The sequence below is a fragment of the Inhella gelatinilytica genome (genome assembly GCF_016093295.1).
In the GTDB taxonomy this organism is placed as follows: domain Bacteria; phylum Pseudomonadota; class Gammaproteobacteria; order Burkholderiales; family Burkholderiaceae_C; genus Inhella; species Inhella gelatinilytica.
In genome coordinates this window covers 23809-44612 of sequence record NZ_JAEDAL010000004.1, presented here as the reverse complement: position 1 = coordinate 44612, position 20804 = coordinate 23809, and the positions used below count along the sequence as shown (strand labels likewise).

The 20804-nt window shown below is 62.5% G+C and carries 20 protein-coding genes; 9 read left to right on the top strand and 11 right to left on the bottom strand.

Going from position 1 to position 20804, the window contains the following annotated elements; translation table 11 throughout:
* Positions 1–11: 11 nt before the first annotated feature.
* The 5 genes from I7X43_RS09805 to I7X43_RS09785 all read right to left on the bottom strand — a co-directional run bounded on the left by I7X43_RS09805 (position 12) and on the right by I7X43_RS09785 (position 5232).
* Positions 12–455: a hypothetical protein gene (locus tag I7X43_RS09805; protein ID WP_198100763.1), complete on the bottom strand. Its 444-nt coding sequence runs from the start codon at positions 453–455 to the stop codon at positions 12–14.
* Complete coding sequence (locus I7X43_RS09800; RefSeq protein ID WP_198100762.1) at positions 452–1990, bottom strand: YfjI family protein; 1539 nt, start codon at positions 1988–1990, stop codon at positions 452–454. Before I7X43_RS09800 ends, I7X43_RS09805 begins: the two co-directional genes overlap by 4 nt.
* Positions 1987–2931: a DUF7146 domain-containing protein gene (locus I7X43_RS09795; protein WP_198100761.1), complete on the bottom strand. Its 945-nt coding sequence runs from the start codon at positions 2929–2931 to the stop codon at positions 1987–1989. The genes I7X43_RS09800 and I7X43_RS09795 overlap by 4 nt, the downstream gene beginning before the upstream one ends.
* 130 nt (positions 2932–3061) lie before the next feature.
* Positions 3062–3337, bottom strand: coding sequence for a hypothetical protein (locus I7X43_RS09790; RefSeq protein WP_198100760.1), 276 nt, complete (start codon positions 3335–3337; stop codon positions 3062–3064).
* Positions 3338–3735: 398 nt separating this feature from the next.
* Positions 3736–5232: a tyrosine-type recombinase/integrase gene (locus I7X43_RS09785; RefSeq protein WP_198100759.1), complete on the bottom strand. Its 1497-nt coding sequence runs from the start codon at positions 5230–5232 to the stop codon at positions 3736–3738.
* A 369-nt stretch (positions 5233–5601) separates the two neighbouring features.
* Between I7X43_RS09785 and I7X43_RS09780 the strand changes: the two genes are divergently transcribed.
* A complete protein-coding gene (locus I7X43_RS09780) occupies positions 5602–6255 on the top strand; it encodes an SOS response-associated peptidase (protein ID WP_198100758.1) in 654 nt (217 codons plus the stop codon).
* Between the two features lie 113 nt (positions 6256–6368).
* On the opposite strand, the gene I7X43_RS09775 is transcribed toward I7X43_RS09780, so the two are convergent.
* Entirely contained in the window at positions 6369–7256 is an 888-nt protein-coding gene (locus I7X43_RS09775) for a hypothetical protein (RefSeq protein WP_216860120.1), read from the bottom strand.
* 70 nt (positions 7257–7326) lie between these two features.
* The gene (locus I7X43_RS09770) at positions 7327–9528 is read right to left on the bottom strand and encodes a sodium-translocating pyrophosphatase (RefSeq protein WP_198100756.1); all 2202 of its coding nucleotides are present in this window, start codon (positions 9526–9528) and stop codon (positions 7327–7329) included.
* Positions 9529–9709: 181 nt separating this feature from the next.
* Here I7X43_RS09770 and ppa point away from each other — a divergent pair, with 181 nt between their 5' ends.
* The 3 genes from ppa (at position 9710) to I7X43_RS09755 (ending at position 12377) form a co-directional block, all read left to right on the top strand.
* On the top strand, positions 9710–10252 hold the full coding sequence (gene ppa / locus I7X43_RS09765; protein ID WP_198100755.1) for an inorganic diphosphatase: 543 nt from the start codon (positions 9710–9712) through the stop codon (positions 10250–10252).
* A gap of 83 nt (positions 10253–10335) precedes the next feature.
* Positions 10336–12012, top strand: a complete 1677-nt coding sequence (locus I7X43_RS09760; protein ID WP_198100754.1) for an NAD+ synthase — start codon at positions 10336–10338, stop codon at positions 12010–12012.
* 26 nt (positions 12013–12038) lie between these two features.
* Positions 12039–12377, top strand: a complete 339-nt coding sequence (locus tag I7X43_RS09755) for a P-II family nitrogen regulator (protein ID WP_198100753.1) — start codon at positions 12039–12041, stop codon at positions 12375–12377.
* Positions 12378–12411: 34 nt separating this feature from the next.
* Here I7X43_RS09755 and I7X43_RS09750 read toward each other — a convergent pair whose 3' ends face one another.
* The 4 genes from I7X43_RS09750 to I7X43_RS09735 are packed head-to-tail and all read right to left on the bottom strand — an operon-like array spanning position 12412 to position 14628.
* Positions 12412–12951, bottom strand: a complete 540-nt coding sequence (locus I7X43_RS09750; RefSeq protein WP_198100752.1) for an RDD family protein — start codon at positions 12949–12951, stop codon at positions 12412–12414.
* Complete coding sequence (locus I7X43_RS09745) at positions 12948–13586, bottom strand: DUF3106 domain-containing protein (RefSeq protein WP_198100751.1); 639 nt, start codon at positions 13584–13586, stop codon at positions 12948–12950. The genes I7X43_RS09750 and I7X43_RS09745 overlap by 4 nt, the downstream gene beginning before the upstream one ends.
* The gene (locus I7X43_RS09740; RefSeq protein WP_198100750.1) at positions 13583–14065 is read right to left on the bottom strand and encodes a DUF3619 family protein; all 483 of its coding nucleotides are present in this window, start codon (positions 14063–14065) and stop codon (positions 13583–13585) included. Before I7X43_RS09740 ends, I7X43_RS09745 begins: the two co-directional genes overlap by 4 nt.
* Positions 14062–14628, bottom strand: a complete 567-nt coding sequence (locus tag I7X43_RS09735; protein ID WP_198100749.1) for an RNA polymerase sigma factor — start codon at positions 14626–14628, stop codon at positions 14062–14064. Before I7X43_RS09735 ends, I7X43_RS09740 begins: the two co-directional genes overlap by 4 nt.
* A 232-nt stretch (positions 14629–14860) precedes the next feature.
* Between I7X43_RS09735 and I7X43_RS09730 the strand changes: the two genes are divergently transcribed.
* The 5 genes from I7X43_RS09730 to I7X43_RS09710 all read left to right on the top strand — a co-directional run bounded on the left by I7X43_RS09730 (position 14861) and on the right by I7X43_RS09710 (position 20786).
* Complete coding sequence (locus tag I7X43_RS09730) at positions 14861–16627, top strand: acetolactate synthase 3 catalytic subunit (protein WP_246480345.1); 1767 nt, start codon at positions 14861–14863, stop codon at positions 16625–16627.
* Between the two features lie 10 nt (positions 16628–16637).
* Entirely contained in the window at positions 16638–17129 is a 492-nt protein-coding gene (ilvN, locus tag I7X43_RS09725; RefSeq protein WP_198100747.1) for an acetolactate synthase small subunit, read from the top strand.
* Positions 17130–17159: 30 nt separating this feature from the next.
* Positions 17160–18176, top strand: a complete 1017-nt coding sequence (gene ilvC / locus I7X43_RS09720) for a ketol-acid reductoisomerase (RefSeq protein WP_198100746.1) — start codon at positions 17160–17162, stop codon at positions 18174–18176.
* Positions 18177–18232: 56 nt separating this feature from the next.
* A complete protein-coding gene (gene pssA, locus I7X43_RS09715; RefSeq protein ID WP_198100745.1) occupies positions 18233–19066 on the top strand; it encodes a CDP-diacylglycerol--serine O-phosphatidyltransferase in 834 nt (277 codons plus the stop codon).
* A gap of 178 nt (positions 19067–19244) precedes the next feature.
* Entirely contained in the window at positions 19245–20786 is a 1542-nt protein-coding gene (locus I7X43_RS09710) for a 2-isopropylmalate synthase (RefSeq protein ID WP_198100744.1), read from the top strand.
* Positions 20787–20804: the final 18 nt, after the last annotated feature.

The window sequence follows — 20804 nt, the reverse complement described above, 5'->3', positions numbered from 1 at the left end:
CCCGGCTCCTTTCAAAAGTTTTCCGAAATCAATTGGCAAGTTGGCATGCCACCGCCCACGTTGACGGTAGCAAGCTCGCGCTGCAAAGCCGCCGTCGGGGCCCAGTAGCCCCGTGAGCGCCTCACCAGTCCAGCGGTGTGCAGAACGTCCAGGTCAGCCAAAACCATGCTGATCGGGAGCCGCGCAGCTTCGGCCAGGGCTCTGGCGTACACGGCGCCTGCATCGGGATAGATCCACAGCAAGCAGTCCAATAACCGGCGGGCGTCCTCGGAAAGTTCGTGGGCGATGGCGCACAGCGGGCCCGACGCCGCGACAAGTTCGGGCCGCGAATTTGGCGGCACCCGCTCTGCAGCCACCGACAAAACCGACGAAACCGGGGTTGTGTCGGTTTTGTCGGTGGCTTGCTGGTGGGGTCCCGCTTCCAGCAGGGCTAGTCTCTGCGCCCATTTGCTCATGATGATGTGCCCCCTGCCAAGCTATAGACCACGGTCGGCCGGCCGCCGTGTGTCGTGGCTGGAACCTCGGTTTCCAGTAGCCAGCGGTGTGCCACCAGCAGCTCCAGCGCGCCCGCGATCACGGGCCGCTCAGTCAAGCTGCCCCAGTCTTTGCGCTGCACATCGCGCGCCGTGAACTCGCTGCCAAGCTGCCCCGCCTGTACCTTGGCCAGCAGCTTGCGTGCGGCTTGCACAGTGGCACGCCGGGCGCTGCTGTGTAGGCGGCGCGTGTGGCTTTCGAAGTAGCCCGCCAGGGTCAGCGCGCGCAAGGTGGCCTTGAGGCTTACAGGGCCGGTGTCGCCCTCGATGACATGCAGCGCCAGCGCTAGCGACGGGACATGGTGGCGGAACTTTGAAAGTGCAGCCTCTAGGCCCTCTCCCTCGGACTTGTGTAACTCGGCCTCGAACTCGCAGCGCCATTCGGTGAACGCCTCCAGCGCGGCGCCGTCGAAACGGAGGAAGGGGCGTCCATAGGGCTCGCCTTCCTTGGTCTTGTCTTGCTCAGCGGCAAGGCTTTCAGGGGTCAGTACGTCCAGCCGGTCAAAGGTGTCGAACACCAGCCGGCGCGCGCTCGAATCGGGCCAGCGATCCACGTTCTTCCACTCCCCTCGCGTGTCAGGCCATGAGATCAAGAAGCGCTCCAGCATTCCATCGTCGGCCTTGCCCATCCGCGCCAGTCGCATCAGTTCGGCCAGCGGGCCGGGCTGAATGCCCCCCACCATTGACAGCAGCGCGTCGGGAATGGTCAGCGTGCCTCGGCCGATGCGGTCAAAGGTGTAGCGGCCACCGCTCCAGGCCTGCAGGTAGAAGCCGCGCGCTGGCGCCGACTCTTCGCGCCCTAGGTCTTGCAGCAGGCCACGCACTTCATCGCGAACCGACAGCACGCCAGCAGGGTTCTCAAACAGGATGGCGCCAAGCTTTTCGTAAGTCGCATCACTTACCAGATAGCGCGGTCGTGGCGGGTCTTCGTACTCGTCGCCCTCCAGAAGCAGGGCGGCCACATCAGCAGCCGGGTCCTTCCTCAGCAGCTTGGTCGCCTCAGACTCCAGCGCTTTGCACCTGAGCTTGGCGGCCAGGGCTGCGGCGCGATGCGTTGCGGCTTGCTCTGCGTACTCATGGGAGGCACGGCTCTCCAACCGGTCAATCGGCGCCAGGGCCTCAGCCAGCGCAGGCGACTTCATCATTCCGGGTCGGCCCACGATTAGCGCCCACAGGTTGCCGCGCGCCGTCCAAGGCGTGCGCTGTTGCGGGCGCAGTCCAACATGACGGGCCACCAGGGAAGCCCCGGCCACCAGCATGGGTACCGCCACAAAGTCAGGCGGGCACTGCAGGCGCTCTGCAACATCCTCGATCCAGGGCCGCAGGGTGCAAGGTAGGGCCGCCGCCGGGAACGCTTCCACAGCGGGCAGCTCCGGGGGTAGCGGTTCGGGTGGCGAGACAGCTGCCGTCGATTTGGCCAACCCATTGATTCGTTCCAAGTCCAGCATGGCGCTCATGGCTGTACCTCCGCGCCGATCACCTGGGCTTGGCCAGAGAGCCACACGTCCGCCCAATCCATTCCGGGCTCGCTGGGCTGGTGAACCTCACAGCGCAAACCGGCTTTCAAGACCCGGGCTCGCAGGGCGGCAGAGGCATTCAGGCCGGCGCGGTCATGGTCGGCAAACACCACGATGCGACGGGCCTCAGCAGGCCATTGCCAGCCCGCCAGCGCGTTGGCGCAGTAGGCCGCCACGGTCGGAACACCAGACCCAGCCCAGGCCGCCAGCGCAGTTTCCATGCCCTCAGAGATGCCGATCAGTCCGCCCTGCGTTTTGCCCAACGGGATGCAGGCGCCAGCGAGTGGCCCAGCTGCGCCGGTCAGCTTCTTGACCGTGGGCACATCGGCCTTTCTGCCGTCCGCTGTCAGATAGGTGCGGTGCAGGGCTACGGTCTGCCCGTTCGGCGCCACGATTGGGGCCAGCAAGGCGGGGTATCGGCCCAGCTCGCGCCCCTCAATCCAGTAACTCAGGCCACGATGCAAGCGCAGACAATCAGCCAGCGGCCACGCCCCGCCCAGGCCGCGCTTCTTCAAGTACAGCGTCGCCGGGTCGCCCGCCTGTAGGGGCTGACTCTCGCCCCAGAGCTTGACTATGCGGTACCGGTTCTCTGCCCATTGCTGGCGCTGCTGGTGTTGACGCTCTGCTGTTGCTCGGGCGACTTGGCGGGCCAATTCTGCACGTTCGGCCAGGGTCAAGGTTTGGCGATCGCAGGCGGTCCAGGTTTCGGTGATGCCCTGTCGCCAGCATCCAAACACACCAGCTCGGCCGTCGGAGAAGAGCAGGCACCAGCACGCGCGCCCGGTTCCGAAACGGTGCAGCTTGCCGGGTTCGATGTGCGCGGGCGCATGGTCCAGGGCCGTCAGGATGGCGGTCTGGAAGGTGCGGATGGGGTTAGCCATGGAGCGCCCCCTGGGAAATAACGATTGCCCAAGAAAAGCAACGCCAGAACCGGGCCCATTGGTTTCGATGGGCAATGCACTGCCCTACGGCCACGCAGACCGTGGTCGTTTTTGGGAGGTGGGGCATGGATTACCCCTTGTTCGTATTGCTACTGGATGCCGGCGCGCTGCTGTCTACGGCCTGAGCGGCCCAGAAGTTGCGCACGTCCACCAAACGCCACCGCGTCATGCGCGGGCGTTGGATGGCAGGCTTTGGGGCTTCGCCGGCTGCCACGCGGGCCAGCCACCAGGAAACCCCCATGCCGCCGGTGGCGGCGCTGGTGCGGGCATCGATCAGCGTGACGTCGGCCAGGGCGGCCGGGAGAGATTGCGCAGTTTCGCGCGGCGAGCGGTCTTGAAGCTTCATAAATCCGTTGCGTAAAAGTGCTTTCACGCGTCGGGCCGCAACACCCTGCTATGGCTTGCTGCCAGTTGCATGGTGTAAGCTCACAAGCGTCTTCCCTTCAAAGTTGACACTTGCGCCCGGCGCACCGAGGGGCTACTGTTTGGCGACGGTGGCCCCTCACCCGTTTGGAGTCGTGTTTTGGGGCTTTGCGCCATATCCAACTAGATGAATCCAAGCGTGTGAAAAAAGTGTCCCCGCAAAAACCAGAAAGTCAACCTTTCGAATGACCAACTGAATTGGTTGGTTATTTCGGTCGAAATGTTCGATTCGGGAGATGGCCAGGGCGCGTCTTGGAATGCAGGGGCTTAGGTGCACGAACTCAGCGCGGGCTCGGCTGAATTGCGAGCTGGGCGACGACCTTATGCGGCCCGAATGGGCAAAACATTCGGGGCATGCGGCAGAGCGGTGTCTGCCAGTTTCAAGAGGATGGCCCCAAGGGCTTCAAATGCCCGCGCTTGATCCGCCTCCCTGCGGTCATGGATGTAGACCCGGGCCACCTTGCTCTGCAGCTTGTGGTTTAGGCACTCGTCGATCACGTCAGTTGAGATGCCCAGCCGGGCCATGGCCGTGGCAGCGCTGCGGCGGAGGTCGTGGGGTGTCCACTTGCCACCGGGCAGGCTTAATCCCTCGGTGTTCTTGGCGCGGCGGCTCAGGCGCTCGCCTTCTGGGCGCTGGCGGTCGGCAATCTGTTTGCTTAGGCTCTTGACGCAAACGGGCTGGAGCCGGTTGCGGTCTGGGAAAAGCCAGGGGCAAGGCGTGCCATCTGGGGTCAGCTCGCGCAGTTCAGCCAGGGCTTGCAGGTGCTGGCGCGCGTAGCTGCTCAGGTGAATGGTGTGGTCTCGCTGGTTCTTGGTGTCCGGCAGATACCAAGTGCCGGCGGCCAAGTCCACGATGCCGAATTTGGTTTCGGCGGCTTCAGCGGTGGCGCGAAGGGCCTTGGCGTCGCCTTTGCCTTTGCCGATGGCATCGGCCCAGACGGCGCCCATCATTTCGCCCACGCGGCAGCCGGTGGCCAGGATTAGGTGCAGGGCCAAGGCGGTGCGGGGGTGCAGGCGGGCATTGGGGATGGCTTGCAGCAGCAGGCGCAATTCGTCATCCTTCAGCACCCGCTCGCGCTCGGTGTCCTTGCCGCCGATCTTGGTGCGTTTCAGCCCTGCCAGGGGATCGGTTGCGATCAGATCCCGGTCCCGCGCGAAGGCCAGCATTTGCCGCAGATCGGTGAACAGCACATTGGCAGTGCGCAGCGTGCCGGCGGCTTTGCGGGCGTCCAGCACGGCCATGAGGTCGGCGCGGGTGAGTTCGGCCACGGGCAGGGCGCCAATGGTGGGGAAAACATGGCGCTCGAATTGGGCGGCCACATAGGCGCCGCCATCCTTGCGGCCCTGACGTTTTCCATCGGCGCCGGTGTGCGGCCTCAGTTCCGTGCTGCGCCAGCGTTCGAACAGTTGGCGCACGGTCAGGCGCCTTTCGCGCTCCCGGGCTTCCTGTTCGGCCGCTTCTTGCAGGCGCCGTGCCTCGGCTTCAGCCGCCAGCCGCTCGGCTTCTTGCGCTGCCTGCTGGGCGGCGGCCTGGGCTTCGAAGTGCGCCCGCAGGTCGCGTGTGCCCGATTGGTAGAGCGCGGACAGTTCCCGCGCCTTGACCCGAGCTTGCGCCACTGTCAGCCCACCCGGCCCGTAGGCGCCAATTAGAAGGCGATGCTGCCGCCGCTCTGCGTCTGTGTACCGAAAGTAGAAGCGCCGCTCTCCCGCCGGAGTGATTCGCCCCAGAAACGTCCCGAACCCACGGCCTAGGGACTCCGTGAACCATTGCTCCTTGGCTTGCGGCGTCGCTTCCATCTGCAGCGGGGTGATGGGCATAAAGGCTCCTGGTGACTACTCGGTGACTACAACTTGGCGGTTGCTAGTGTAGCCAAGTGGGTCCTTGTGGAGCCTCAGAATCAGCAAGTTATTGATTTATAACGATTTGAGCGGCGGTCTGGCGGCAGTTTGGGCGGATGAAAACGCATCCCGTATTGCATGGGGTGCAAGGGGTAGCGAGTTCGAATCCCGCCACCCCGACCATAGAGAAAACGGCTTAGGCCCAGCATCGCAAGATGTTGGGCCTTTTGCTTTTCTAGGTTGCTGGTCACCGTTTGGTCACCATTTGCGTTTTGCTTAGTCGCCAAGCTGGTGACAAGATTCGCTGCAGCTGCGATCCGCATCTGCTCCCGCAGGTTCCAATGCCCCATGTGCAATCGCTACGTCCCACCCCACGTTGCCGAAATTGAGCGCCTTTGGCACATCGGTCGACATAATCAGCCCAAATGGTGGCTCCCAGAGTTGTTCCCGCGAGGTCAGGGCCCCTTTATTCGCAGGGCCCGGGCTGAGACCGACTACAGCACGGAGCTGGTCGTGGGCCAGTGGGGGCTGATCCCATGGTTTGCCAAGACAGCCACCCTGCCTTACAGCACCAACAACGCGCGCAGCGAGGAGCTAGCCAACAAGGCCAGTTTCAAGGCGCCCTGGGCGCGCGGGCAGCGCTGCATCATCCCGGTCCAGGCTTTTTGGGAGCCCTGCTGGGAGACCGGCCGCAACGTGTGGTGGCGGTTCAAGCGGGCAGATGGTGATCCGTTTGGCCTCGCCGGCCTGTGGGCGACCTGGGTGGACAAGGCGACCGGCGAGGTTCACGAGAGCTACACCATGCTGACCATCAATGCCGATGGTCATTCGCTCATGGGGCGCATGCACAAACCCGACCCCAAGCTGCCACCGGACGCCCAAGACAAGCGCATGGTGTGTGTGTTGGAGCCTGCAGACTGGAACGCATGGCTTGCCGCCCCTGTGCAGGAGGCTGGCCAACTGCTGCGCTGTGCGCCGGCTGAGGTGTTTGACAGACCATAGAGAAAAACGCGAAAGCCTGGAGTCGAAAGATTCCGGGCTTTAGCTGTTCTGGGCTTCAGGACACCGTTGGAGCAACCAAGTCCGCCCACGCAGCCCGTCGACATTAGTCCATATCAGGCGCTTGTGCTCTGCTCCGCTTCTGGTGTGTGGCGTGGCTCCTGCCCCCATCGTCGTTGCCACTGTGCGATGAACTCAATCGCCAGCGTACTCCGTGCGGGAATGCGACGCGCAATGTACAGCTGCTGCGTCAACTCCTGGACTTGTAACCTCAGCACGGAATGCATCACCGCGAGGGCGTCTAGACCGCGCCCGCGCGCACGGTCAACGTGTTCGGCCAGGATGGTCACCGGGTGCTGCCGCAGCGCGACGAGGTGCGCCCGCAGGATGCGCATTCGCCCCTGTGCCAGATGCTCACAGCGCTCGAGCCATTGCCAGTGGGCACGGACATCGAACCCACCCAATCGCTGTGGTGACTCCCCCGAGGCGATGAGCAGCGCTTCGAGGGTGGCGCGGTCATGGTCAGCGTAGGCAAGATTGGCGTCGCGCATCAACGCCTCGCGCCGGATGCGGTCTTCAGGATCGGTGGCGCGATCGGGGTGCAACCGCATGGCGGCACGCCGGTGCAAATCTTTCAGTGAGGGCGCGATTAACTCGCTCTCGAAGGGGGGGGGCGTGGGCCAAGCGACGGCTGGGGGCAGCTGAGGCAGCGTTTGGTGCTTGCGCTGCGGAGGCACGGCCGGGGACTCCAGTCCTTGTGCGCGGGACAGCTCTTCCAAAATGTGGAGCAAATCCCCTTGTAGCTGCTCCACTTCTTTCCAGGCGGCTCCGAGCTGCTGACGGTAGGCAGCTTGAAAACTCAGGACCTGTCGCTCCAAGTCCTGAAATTCCGCTTCCATCCGCAGTAGGTAGGTCTGCAACTCCTCCAACTGACGACGACGTCGTGCAGCCTCCAGCCGCCAGAGCTGGGGGTTCATTACGGGTTTGGATGCAGCAGAAGCCATTGGCAAGATTGTGGCGGCGAGCGTCAAAAAAAATGCCCGCCGAAGCGGGCATTTGCCACGAGCAGAGGCCTTATTGCGAGGCCGCTTCGCTGGCTGCGGTCGCCGCCGGTGCAACAGGCAGCGCGGGCACGCTGGCTTGCTCCGAGGCTGCCGCAGCGGGCGCTGCTGCCGCATGCGGCTCGGCCACCACCGGCTTGCTGGCCGTCATGGGCAGCAAGGGCACGATGAGCAGGGCCACGATGTTGATGATCTTGATCAGCGGGTTCACGGCCGGGCCGGCGGTGTCTTTGTAGGGGTCACCCACCGTATCACCGGTCACTGCCGCCTTATGGGCTTCGCCACCTTTCTTGTGGATGACGCCCGCGTCATCCTTGAAGCCTTCTTCGATGAGTTTCTTGGCGTTGTCCCAGGCACCACCGCCGGTGCACATCGAGATACCCACGAACAAACCGGTGACGATGGTGCCCATCAACAAGCCACCCAAGGCGGCCGGGCCGAGCACCAAACCCACGATGATGGGGGCTGCCACCGGCAGGAGCGACGGGACAATCATTTCTTTGATCGCGGCGCTGGTCAGCATGTCGACGGCCGCGCTGTAGTCCGGTTTGCGCTTACCCGCCATGATCTGGCCATCGGCAAATTGCTTGCGCACCTCGACGACCACGGCACCGGCAGCGCGGCCGACCGCTTCCATGGCCATGGCGCCAAAGAGGTAGGGAATCAAGCCGCCAATGAACAGGCCGATGATGACTTTGTGGTCGGCTAGGTCAAACGCCAAGGCCATGCCACGCGCTTCCAGGGCATGTGTGTAGTCCGCGAACAGAACCAGAGCGGCCAGACCGGCAGAACCAATGGCATAGCCCTTGGTGACCGCCTTGGTGGTGTTGCCCACTGCATCCAGCGGGTCGGTCACATCCCGAACGCTGGCGGGCAATTCGCTCATCTCGGCAATGCCGCCGGCGTTGTCGGTGATGGGACCGTAGGCGTCCAGCGCGACGATGATGCCGGCCATGCTGAGCATGGAGGTGGCCGCCACCGCAATGCCATAAAGACCGGCCAGTTGGTAGGCCACCGCAATGGCTGCGCACACAAAGATCACAGGCCAAGCCGTGGACTTCATCGAGACACCGAGCCCGGCGATCACGTTGGTGCCGTGGCCGGTGGTCGAAGCCTGAGCCACATGCTGAACAGGGTGGTACTGGGTGCCGGTGTAGTACTCGGTGATCCACACCATGGCAGCCGTCAGCACCAGACCGACCAGGCAGGCACCGAACAGCGACATCGCGTTGGCCGTTTGCCCGCCCGCCAGCATGACGTCAGCCGGGAACATCGCTTTGGTGACCAAAAAGAAAGCGCCGGCGCTGAGTACGCCCGCGACGATCAAGCCTTTGTAGAGCGCCGGCATCACATTCTTCATGCCCGGGCTGGCCTTCACAAAGAAACAGCCAATGATCGATGCCAAGATCGACACGCCACCCAAGGCGAGCGGGTAGATCACGCCGGTCAGCGCTGCATCACCCTTGACCATCAGGGCCCCCAAGGCCATCGCGGCGATAAGGGTCACAGCATAGGTTTCAAACAGATCAGCGGCCATCCCCGCGCAATCGCCCACGTTGTCGCCCACGTTGTCGGCAATCACTGCCGGGTTGCGGGGGTCATCCTCGGGAATGCCGGCCTCAACCTTGCCCACCAAGTCGGCACCGACATCGGCGCCTTTGGTAAAGATGCCGCCACCCAGGCGCGCGAAGATCGAAATCAGTGAGGAGCCGAAGGCCAGACCCAGCATGGGCTTCAGCGCCTCACTGGTGGCGCCCGTGCCGCCAGTGATGGCGTAGAAGAAGCCCCCAACGCCCAAGAGCCCCAGGCCCACCACCAGCATGCCGGTGATCGCACCGCCCTTAAAGGCGACGTCCAGCGCGGCACCAATGCCTTGGGTCGCGGCCTGTGCCGTACGCACATTGGCGCGCACCGAAATGTTCATGCCGATGAAGCCGCAAACCCCCGAGAGCACGGCACCGACCACGAAGCCGATGGCCGTCTTGGTGCCCAAAAAAGCACCAATAGCGACGGCCAGCACCACACCCACGATTCCGATGGTGCGGTACTGACGTCCGAGATAGGCCGCGGCCCCTTGTTGAATGGCTGTCGCGATTTCTTGCATGCGGTCATTGCCCGCACTCTGCGACAGGATCCAGCTTCGCTGGATGAATCCATAAATGACTGCGGCGAGGCCGCAGGCCAGCGCACCCATGAGCGCCCAATCGTTTGTCATGCCAACCACTCCATCGATGTTCGAACACAAAACAAAAGCGCCATGCGGCGCCGCGCGGCGATCCTAGGGAAGGACACGGGCCGCACTCGTGAGTAGTTTCCAGCGGTCGCCGGGATAACCCGCATTGCCTGGATCAAGAACGCCAGACCCTAGAATCCGGGTTTTCCCTCGAGAGCGATTCATGAGCCTGCACAACGTGACCCCCGGCGCCCACGCGCCCGAGCAGTTCAATGTCATCATCGAAATTCCGATGAACGGTGACCCCATCAAGTACGAGGTCGATGAGGACACCGGGGCCTTGTTCGTGGATCGCTTCATGGGCACGGCGATGCACTACCCGTGCAACTACGGCTACATCCCGCAAACGCTCGCCGCAGACGGGGACCCGGTTGATGTGCTAGTGATCACACCCGTGCCGTTGATCCCCGGTGTGGTGGTGACCTGCCGTCCCATTGGCGTCCTCAAGATGGAAGACGAGGCCGGCGGCGATAGCAAGTTGCTCGCGGTGCCCATCGAAAAAGTGCTCCCGCTGTATCAAAACTGGCGCCGTCCCGAGGACCTGAATCCGACTCGCCTGCGGGCCATTCAGCATTTCTTTGAGCATTACAAAGACTTGGAAGCTGGCAAATGGGTCAAGGTACAGGGGTGGGAGGGGCCGGAGAGTGCCATGACAGAAGTGACCGATGGCATGGCCGCTTGGGTGGCGCGCAAGAAGGGCGTTTGAGTTAGACCTTGTTAACGTGCCTTGAATCCCGGGCATGATGAGAGGCGGCTTCGGCCGCCTTTGTTTTTGGAGAGCAAGACACCATGAGCCTTCGGATTGCGCTCGGGCAGGTAAACGTGACGGTGGGCGATTTGGCGGGCAATGCGGCCCGCATCTTGGCGCAAGCCCAAGACGCGCATGGGCGTGGGGCGCAGTTGCTCTTGACGCCCGAACTTGCACTGAGCGGATATCCCCCCGAAGACTTGTTGTTGCGCCCCGGGTTTCTTCAGGCGTGTGAACAGCAACTCGCTCAATTGGCGCAAGACCTGCGTGCACTCAAAGGCCTCACCGTTGTGGTGGGCTTACCCATGGCGGCAGGAACCTCAGTGAGGGGGCGCTCGCAGCAGCAAGCCCCGGCGCTGAACGCAGCCGCCGTACTTCAAGATGGGGTGGAAGTGGGCCGCTATGCGAAGCGGGAATTGCCCAACTACCAAGTTTTTGATGAGCGCCGCTATTTCGTGAGTGGCCGGGATGCGGGATGGGGTCCCCTGGTGTTTGAGGTGGCGGGCCGCAAGATAGGGCTGCTGATCTGTGAGGACGCGTGGTTGGACGAGCCCGTGGATGCCGCCTGCGCAGGGGGCGCCGACCTCCTGGCCGTGATCAATGCGTCGCCTTTTCACCAGGGCAAGGTGGGCGAGCGAGAGGCTCGAATGGTCGCCGTGGCCAAGCGCGTCGATCGTCCCTTGGTGTATGCCCACATGGTGGGCGGACAGGACGAAGTGGTGTTCGATGGGGCTTCGTTTGCGGTGGATGCCAGCGGGTCCCTGGTGGCCCGGGCGCCCATGGGCACAGAGGTCGTCTGGCTGGTCGACTTTGATCTGGTGCCACAGGGGCAGGTTACCCCCGTTCCAGAACCGCTGGAGCAAGTGTGGATGGCTCTGGTTCTGGGGGTGCGCGACTACATCGGAAAGAACGGATTCCCTGGGGCGGTGATTGGCTTGTCGGGCGGCATCGATTCGGCCTTGGTGTTGGCGATTGCTGTGGACGCGTTGGGGCCCGAGCGTGTACGAGCGGTCATGATGCCCTCACCCTACACCGCCGATATCTCTTGGATCGATGCCCGAGACATGGCGGAGCGTGTCGGTGTGCGCTATGACGAAATCTCCATTGCTCCCCTCTTCGAGGGCTTTAATACCGCGCTGGCACCGCAGTTTGAGGAGTGTCGACCGGACACCACGGAAGAAAACTTGCAGGCTCGGATTCGAGGCACGCTGCTGATGGCGCTCTCCAATAAGTTTGGGGCGTTGGTGCTGACCACCGGGAACAAGAGTGAAATGGCCACGGGTTACTGCACCCTCTATGGCGACATGGCGGGGGGCTTCGCGGTGATCAAGGATGTGGCCAAGACGCTGGTGTTTGAATTGGCGAGGTGGAGAAACCGGCAGCCCTCGCAGCGGGCGGATGGTACGGTGGGCCCTGTTATTCCCGAACGGATCATTGATCGACCACCATCGGCGGAGCTGCGTCCCGACCAAAAAGATGAGGACAGCTTGCCGCCCTACGCCTTGCTGGACGCCATCTTGGCCCGCTATATGGAAGAAGACGCCTCGATCCAAGACTTGCTGGACGAAGGATTCCCGCCGGCGGCGGTGGAGCGGGTTACACGGCTGATCCAACTGAACGAGTACAAACGGCGTCAAGCACCCATTGGGATTCGCATCACGCACCGGAGCTTTGGCCGAGATTGGCGCTATCCAATCACCAATCGCTTCCGTGCTTAAATTAAGCCATCCTCAGGAGGCCCACCATGAAGCAAATCACCGCCATCATCAAACCATTCAAGCTGGATGAGGTTCGCGAAGGTCTGGCGGAGTTGGGGGTGTCGGGTTTGACGGTCACCGAGGTCAAAGGCTTTGGTCGGCAGAAGGGGCATACCGAGCTGTACCGCGGTGCCGAGTACGTGGTGGACTTTTTGCCCAAAATCAAGGTCGAGGTGGTCGTCAAGGACGAAGACGTCGACGCTTGCATTGAGGCCATATTGCGAGCGGCAAAAACCGGCAAGATCGGCGACGGAAAGATCTTTGTCACGCCGGTGGAACAAGTGGTGCGAATTCGCACGGGCGAGACCGACGAAGCGGCGATCTAAGCCCTTTCACATGGGGGCTCTCCAGGGCCCTTGGTTAAAGAGGGGGGCGCCCGGGCTCGGGCGTTGTCAAGGGCTGGCGTCGGAGGTCGACTAAGGCTGTGCCCGCCAGCCAATCGTGCAGAAACTGACGCCCGGGTAGCCACACGCTCAACCCTGCGTACACCAGGACGTTGAGTGCAACCGCAGCATAGACCCCGCTGCGCGGACTGATCAGGCCCAGCAGGCTGACCAGCGCCAATGCCGGCAAGATCATGAGCCACGCCCCGGCGAAGCGTGCCAATGCTCGCAGCCAATGGGGCGGTTGCCCGGTGCGGACGTCTTGCACGGTGATGAACCAAGTCTTCATGGCCAAGGTTTGGCCGTGGTGCCAAAACCAGACGAAGTAGAGCGCCATCGCGGCCAACGCCACCCATCCGGCACCGTGGTTGTCACCAGGCACATAGGGCTGCTGGGTGACCAGGGCATGGAGGAAACCCGTGACCATCAAAAGGCCGAAAACCAACATCCCTTCGTACAGCAGGCAGGCCAAGCGGCGACGCAGTGGGGGCGTCGAAAATCCAGCCGCAGGGTTCATGGCTGACTGGCGGGCGCCGCCGGTGGCCGGGGCAACAGCGTTGTTGGGTCCACGCCGGCCAGGGTGAGGGGGCGGGGCGGAACAGTGGCGGGCGGCGCGCGTCGCGTGATGGGGACGGTCGTCGCTCCGGCGCGCGCGCGCACCATCAAAGAACTGGGGCTGGTGCCAGGATTGGGGAGGTTCGGCGCGGTAGCTTTCGACAGGCGTTGTGCGGCGCGCTCTTGCAGGGCTGCACGCTCGTCGGGCGGGAGGGCTTGGTAGCGCTCCCATTTGGACTGCCGCTGTTCCGGGGCGACACGCTGGGCTTCATGCCAGCCAATTCGGGCCTTCAAACGCTCCTGCGGGCTCATGTGCGCCCACTCCGCCATGCGGTGTCGAACCCGGCCCTGCTCGGCTGCGTCCAGTTCGTGGAATCGAGCCGCCACTTGCAACCACTTGTGCTGAGAGGCGGCCGGCAACTCCGCCCAGTCTTCAGACAGCGGAGCCAGCACAGCACGTTGTTGCGTTGAGAGTTGAGACCAGGCCTTGGTACTGGGTAGCACGGGAGTCGCGGCGGGCGCAGGAGATTGGCTCCAAACCGGCGGTGTCAGCCCAAGGATCATGACAAACACCAGGAGCCCGCGCCGACCGTTCATGCGCCTTCGTCCTTCTGCTCGGCCTCGGGATGGCTTTCCGACGAGCGCCCCTTGGGGTCTTCTTCATCCAGGTATTCGTTGAACCCCGGATCGCCATAAGCATTGGGCGGCAGGGCGTCTTTAAGCAACGCCGTGTCCACATCCCCCAATCCCAGCGCCTCTTGGACCCATTGAGCCTGCACCAGCGCCACCAAGCCCAGCGTCACGAGCAGGAAGGGCAGCAGTGCAACGCCCCAGCGCTTGCCGCGTCCAGCGGGGCCACCTGAAAGTGCTGCTTGCCCGCCGCCGATCGAGGCAATGGCCTCCTGTGTCTGACGCACTTCTTGGGCGCGCGCCACAGCACGCGCGCGAGCTGAACTCAAGCGCGCTTGGACTTCCGGGGCCACCTGCTCGCCCGACCGGGCCAACGGGTACGCCAACTGACGGCCCACGGCGTCAACCGTCGCTGGGCTGCGCTGGTTTGAAGGCAAGCTGCTCATCGTTGGATCCCCCGTGCGGTCAATGCTTTGGCCAGCGCATTCACTGCCCGGAAGCAGTGCGTTTTGATGCTGCCTTCCGAGCAGCCCATGATGCTAGCGGTTTCTGCCAAGTCAAATTCTTCCCAGTAACGCAGCATGAAGGCTTCGCGTTGACGCGCCGGGAGCTTTTGTACCTCTTCTTCGATGGCCGCCACGATTTGGGCTCGTTCAACCTCATCGGCGGCGCTCAGGGCCCCTAGAGCGCCGGAGCCCCCATCCAGGGCTTCCAGTAAGTCAAACCCATCATCGGGGTCATCGCCCTCGAAGTCCGACAAGTTGACGAGAACTGCATTTCGGACCTTTTGTCGCCGAAACCAGTCCATGGTGGCATTTGAGAGGATGCGCTGAAAGAGCAGCGGCAATTCCTCGGCGGGCCGGTGCGCGTAATGCTCGGCCAACCGAATCATGGCGTCCTGAACGATGTCCAGGGCCGCTTCGTCATCGCGGACCATGTAAGCGGTGCGCTTGAATGCCCTGCGCTCGACGGAGCGGAGGAAGGCATCCAGTTCGGTGTCGTTGGCCAAAACGGGACGAGGAAGAAAAAAGGTGGCGGATTATCGGACGACTACAGGCTTCGTTGCTGACGAAGAAACACTCGCTTGCCTTCTGAATTGACGAGGCCATAATCACCCAACTGCCCAGCCCTTGCGCTGAGTTGCCAAGCGAGCCCGAGCCCATCTCAAAAGGATTGGAGGAGGGGGGACCGATGCGTTTTCTTGCCGGAAAACCCAGGAGTTTGAAATGACGATGTCCGATATGGACCCCAAGTCGCGTCAGGGCGCGGCGGGCGCGAGCCCAATCCCCCAGCAGGAAGAGTTAATCGGCGCCGACATTTTGGTGCGCGCCTTGGAACTCGAAGGCGTCAAGTATTTGTGGGGCTATCCCGGCGGTGCCGTGCTCTACATCTACGACGCGCTCTACAAGCAGCAATCCATTCAGCATGTGCTGGTCCGGCACGAACAGGCGGCGATTCATGCCGCCGATGGCTATGCACGCGCCACGGGCGAGGTGGGCGTTGCCTTGGTGACCTCGGGCCCGGGGGTCACCAATGCCATTACCGGCATTGCGACGGCCTACATGGATTCCATCCCGATGGTCATTGTGACGGGGCAGGTCCCGACGTCGGCCATCGGTCAAGATGCCTTTCAAGAGTGCGACACGGTGGGCATCACCCGACCGGTGGTGAAACACAACTTCTTGGTCAAGGATGTCAAGGACTTGGCCTTGACGCTGAAGAAGGCGTTTCATGTCGCCCGCACGGGACGTCCCGGGCCGGTCGTGGTCGACATCCCTAAAGATGTTTCGATCGACAAGGCTGTTTTCGAGTATCCGGCGGAGTTGCACATGCGCAGCTATCAGCCGGTAAAGAAAGGGCACCCGGGGCAGATCCGTAAAGCGGTTCAACTCCTGCTGTCGGCGCAGCGCCCCTATATCTACACGGGGGGCGGCGTCATCCTGGGCGAGGCGACCGCCGAACTGCGCGAGTTGGTCGATTTGCTCGGGTTCCCGACGACCAACACCCTGATGGGTCTCGGGGCCATGCCTGGCACCGATCCGCGATTTCTGGGCATGCTCGGGATGCACGGGACCTTCGAGGCCAACATGACCATGCAGCACTGCGATGTGTTGCTGGCCGTCGGCGCGCGCTTTGACGACCGCGTGATCGGCAACCCCAAACACTTCGCCCAAGTCCAGCGCAAGATCATCCATGTGGACATCGACCCCTCGTCCATCTCGAAGCGAGTGAAGGTGGATATCCCCATCGTCGGGGATGTGAAAGAGGTGCTCCAGGAGTTGATCAGCCAGATCAGAGACGCGCGCGAACGACCTGATGCCGACCAGCTCAACGCCTGGTGGCGGCAAATCAAAGAGTGGCGGAGCAAAGACTGCCTCTCCTATAAGTCCAGCGACAGCCTGATCAAGCCGCAAGCGGTCGTTGAAAAGCTGTGGGAACTCACCCAAGGACGCGATACCTACATTACCTCGGACGTGGGGCAGCACCAAATGTGGGCGGCCCAGTTCTACAAATTTGACGAACCTCGGCGCTGGATCAACAGCGGAGGTCTGGGCACCATGGGTGTTGGATTGCCTTACGCCATGGGCATCAAGCTGGCCAAGCCCGACTCCGACGTGTTCTGCATCACGGGAGAGGGCTCGATCCAAATGTGCATTCAGGAGCTTTCGACCTGCCAGCAGTACAACACGCCGGTCAAGATCGTAGCCCTGAACAACCGTTACCTGGGCATGGTGCGCCAGTGGCAGCAACTGAGCTATGGCGGGCGCTACAGCCACAGCTACATGGATGCCCTACCGGACTTCGTCAAGCTGGCGGAAGCCTATGGACACGTGGGCATTCGGGTGGATCACCCCAGCGAGGTGGAAGCCGCACTCAAGGAAGCGATTCGATTGAAGGATCGCACGGTGTTCTTGGACATCCGAACCGACCCCGGCGAAAACGTTTGGCCCATGGTGCAGGCTGGCAAGGGCATTACTGAAATGCTCTTGGGCTCGGAAGAACTGTAAGGAGGACGCCATGCGACACATCATTGCAGTTCTCCTCGAAAACGAGCCGGGTGCGCTTTCGCGCGTGGTCGCGTTGTTTTCAGCGCGGGGCTACAACATCGAATCCCTCTCGGTGGCGCCCACCGAAGACCCGTCCCTGTCACGGATGACGATTACCACCACCGGCTCGGACGACGTACTCGAGCAGATCACCAAGCACTTGAACCGACTGATCGAGGTGGTGAAAGTGGTGGATTTGACCGAGGCCCAGTTCATTGAGCGGGAGCTGATGTTGGTCAAGCTCCGTGCCGTGGGAAAAGAGCGTGAAGAGCTCAAACGCACCACGGACATCTTCCGCGGCCGGATCGTGGACGTGACCGAGAAGACCTACACCATTGAGCTCACCGGGGATGCCCCCAAGCTCGACGCCTTTTTGGAGGCGGTGGACCGCACCGCCATTCTGGAAACCGTGCGCACGGGCGCTAGCGGCATCGGCCGCGGTGACCGCGTGCTGCGCGTGTAATCAATTTGCCCTTTCGTTTGGAGACCTGACATGAATGTGTATTACGACAAAGACGCCGACCTCTCCCTCATCAAGGGCAAGCAAGTGGCCATCATTGGCTACGGCTCGCAGGGCCATGCCCATGCGCTGAACCTGCACGAGAGCGGTGTGAATGTCACCGTGGGCGTTCGCCGTGGCGGCCCGAGTTGGGGTAAGGCCGAAGGCGCCGGCCTCAAAGTCGCTGAAGTGGCCGAGGCCGTGAAGGCGGCCGATGTGGTCATGATCCTGCTGCCGGACGAGCAGATCGCCGCCGTTTACCGCAAGGACATCGAACCGAACATCAAGCAAGGCGCGTCGCTGGCCTTTGCCCACGGCTTCAACGTGCACTACGGCCAGGTGCAGCCGCGCGCCGATCTGGACGTGTGGATGGTGGCACCCAAGGCGCCGGGCCACACGGTGCGCAACACCTACAAGCAAGGCGGCGGCGTGCCGCACCTGATCGCCGTGCATGCCGACGCCACCGGCCGTGCACGCGACCTTGCGCTGAGCTACGCCGCGGCCAACGGCGGCGGCAAGGCCGGCATCATCGAAACCAGCTTCCGTGAAGAGACCGAGACCGATCTGTTCGGCGAGCAGGCCGTGCTGTGCGGGGGCGCCGTGGAGCTGATCAAGGCGGGTTTCGAGACGTTGACCGAGGCCGGCTACGCCCCCGAGATGGCCTACTTCGAGTGCTTGCACGAACTCAAGCTGATCGTGGACCTGATTTATGAGGGCGGCATCGCCAACATGAACTACTCGATCTCGAACAACGCCGAATACGGCGAGTACGTGACGGGGCCGGAAGTGATCACCGCCCAGAGCAAGGCGGCAATGAAAGAAGCGCTGCGCCGCATTCAGACGGGTGAGTACGCCAAGAGTTTCATCCTCGAGAACCAAGCCGGCGCCCCGACGCTGATCAGCCGTCGCCGCCTGATGGCCGAGCACCCGATCGAGGTCGTGGGCGAGAAGCTGCGCGACATGATGCCGTGGATCAAGGCCAACAAGATGGTCGACAAGTCCAAGAACTGAGTTCCCTCAGGCAACTGCCAGTACCAGCTCGGGTGGTTGCCTCAGATAATGCTCGAATGAACGAAGCCCCTTCTGACTTCCAAGATTCCGAGCCTGAACTCCCTGAAGCCCCTGTGCGCAAGCCGCGCAAGGGGCTTTATGTTTTGCCCAACCTCTTCACTCTGGCGGCGCTCTTTGGGGGCTTTTACGCCATCGTGATGGCCATGAATGGCCGTTTCGAGAACGCCGCCATCGGTATTTTTTGCGCCATGGTCCTGGACAGCCTGGATGGGCGCGTAGCTCGGATGACGGGGACGCAGTCTGCGTTTGGCGAGCAGATGGACAGTCTGTCCGATATGGTCAGCTTCGGTGCGGCACCGGCTTTGGTGGCCTACGAATGGGCCCTCAAAGACCTGGGCAAAATCGGCTGGATCGCCGCCTTCGTTTATTGCGCCTGTGCCGCGCTGCGCTTGGCGCGCTTTAACGTCAACACCGGGGTGATCGACAAGCGCTGGTTTCAGGGGCTGCCCAGCCCCGCCGCAGCCGCCCTGGTGGCGGGGTCGCTGTGGTTGGCCGTGGATGCCGGATGGTCCACGCAGAGTCATCCTTGGCTGAGTTGGGTGATGGTGGTCATCACCCTGTATGCCGGCCTCACCATGGTGACCAACGCGCCGTTTTTCAGTTTCAAGGACTTCAGTCTGAAGCGCTCCGTGCCGTTTGCACTCTTGGTGGCGCTGGTGTTGCTGATTGCCCTGGTGTCCAGTCATCCGCCGATCGCGCTCTTCGCGCTGTTCTGCTGTTACAGCGTGTCGGGGTACGGGGAATACGCACGCCGCAAGTGGAAGGGCCGGCACGCCAGCCTGATTGCGACGTCGACCGACGAGCCCGACGAAGCCGGGCTGCACGGTTGACGAAACATGGCGCCCGCCACGCTGCTACATTCAGTTCATGTTGTCAATTCGCCCGCTCGCCCTACTACCGGAGGTTCACCGGGTGCGTTGACGCGTCCAGCCTTGTGCTGACCCCTTCCGACGGCCCGCCCAGTTTGAACTGCGCGGGCCGTTTTGTTTTTCGACTCAGGAGCCCCTCATGGCCGACCGTCTGATCATCTTTGATACCACTTTGCGCGATGGCGAGCAGTCCCCCGGCGCGTCGATGACCAAGGACGAAAAGCTGCGCATTGCGCGGCAATTGGAGAGGCTTCGGGTGGACGTGATTGAGGCTGGATTCGCCGCCGCCAGCCCGGGTGACTTCGAAGCCGTAAAGGCGATTGCGGATGCCATCAAAGACAGCCGCATTTGCTCTTTGGCGCGGGCCAACGATCGGGACTTGAGTCGCGCGGCCGAAGCCTTGCGCGGGGCGAATGCGGGCCGCATCCATACCTTCATCGCCACCAGCGAGTTGCACATGGAGAAAAAGTTGCGCATGACGCGCGAACAGGTTCTCGAGCAGGCACGGCTGGCGGTTCGCTTTGCCCGCAACCACTGCGACGACGTTGAGTTTTCGCCCGAAGACGGCTACCGCAGCGATCCGGACTTTTTGTGCCAGGTGGTGGAGGCGGTCATTGCAGAAGGGGCTGGCACCATCAATATTCCGGACACGGTGGGCTATGCGATTCCGGAGCTGTACGGGGAGTTCATCGCCAATCTGCGCCGCCGTGTCCCCAACAGTGACAAGGCCATTTGGAGTGTGCACTGCCACAACGACCTGGGCATGGCGGTTGCCAATTCCTTGGCTGGCGTCAAGATTGGGGGCGCGCGACAAATTGAGTGCACGATCAACGGCTTGGGCGAGCGCGCTGGAAATTGCTCCCTGGAAGAGGTGGTCATGGCCATCAAGACCCGCCGGGATTACTTCGGCCTGGACTTGGGCATCGATGCCAGTCAAATTGTGGGCGCCTCCCGCTTGGTGTCACAGACCACGGGCTTCGTGGTTCAGCCCAACAAGGCCGTAGTGGGTGCCAATGCCTTCGCCCATGCCTCGGGCATCCACCAGGATGGCGTGCTGAAGGCCCGCGACACCTACGAGATCATGCGTGCTGAAGATGTTGGCTGGACCGCCAATCGCATCGTGCTGGGCAAATTGAGTGGGCGGAATGCGTTCAAGCAGCGCCTGACCGATTTGGGCATCGAGCTGGAGAGCGAGGCCGAAATCAACGAGGCCTTTCAACGGTTCAAAGCACTCGCGGACCGCAAGGCCGAGGTGTTTGACGAAGACATTTTGGCCTTGGTGATGGAGGAGCAGGCGGATCACCAACCGGATCACTACAAGTTGTTGGCCTTGAAGCAGACCTCTGAGATGGGGGAACAGCCCTCAGCCGAGGTCGTGTTTGAAGCGGGTGGCAGTGAGTACCACGCCAGCAGCACGGGCAACGGACCGGTGGATGCCTGTGTGCGTGCCATCGAATCGCAACTGCAAAGCGGCGCGGAGTTGCTTCTATTCAGTGTCAACGCCATCAGCGTTGGCAGTTCCGAGTCCCAAGGTGAAGTGACCATGCGTTTGCAATTGGGGGGGCGGGTGGTCAACGCTGTGGGGGCGGACCCTGACATCATCGTGGCTTCTGCCAAGGCCTATCTGAACGCGCTGAACAAACTCAGGACCAAGGCGGATCGGGTCACGGCCCAGGGCTGAGCGGCTCAGCCAAGCTCT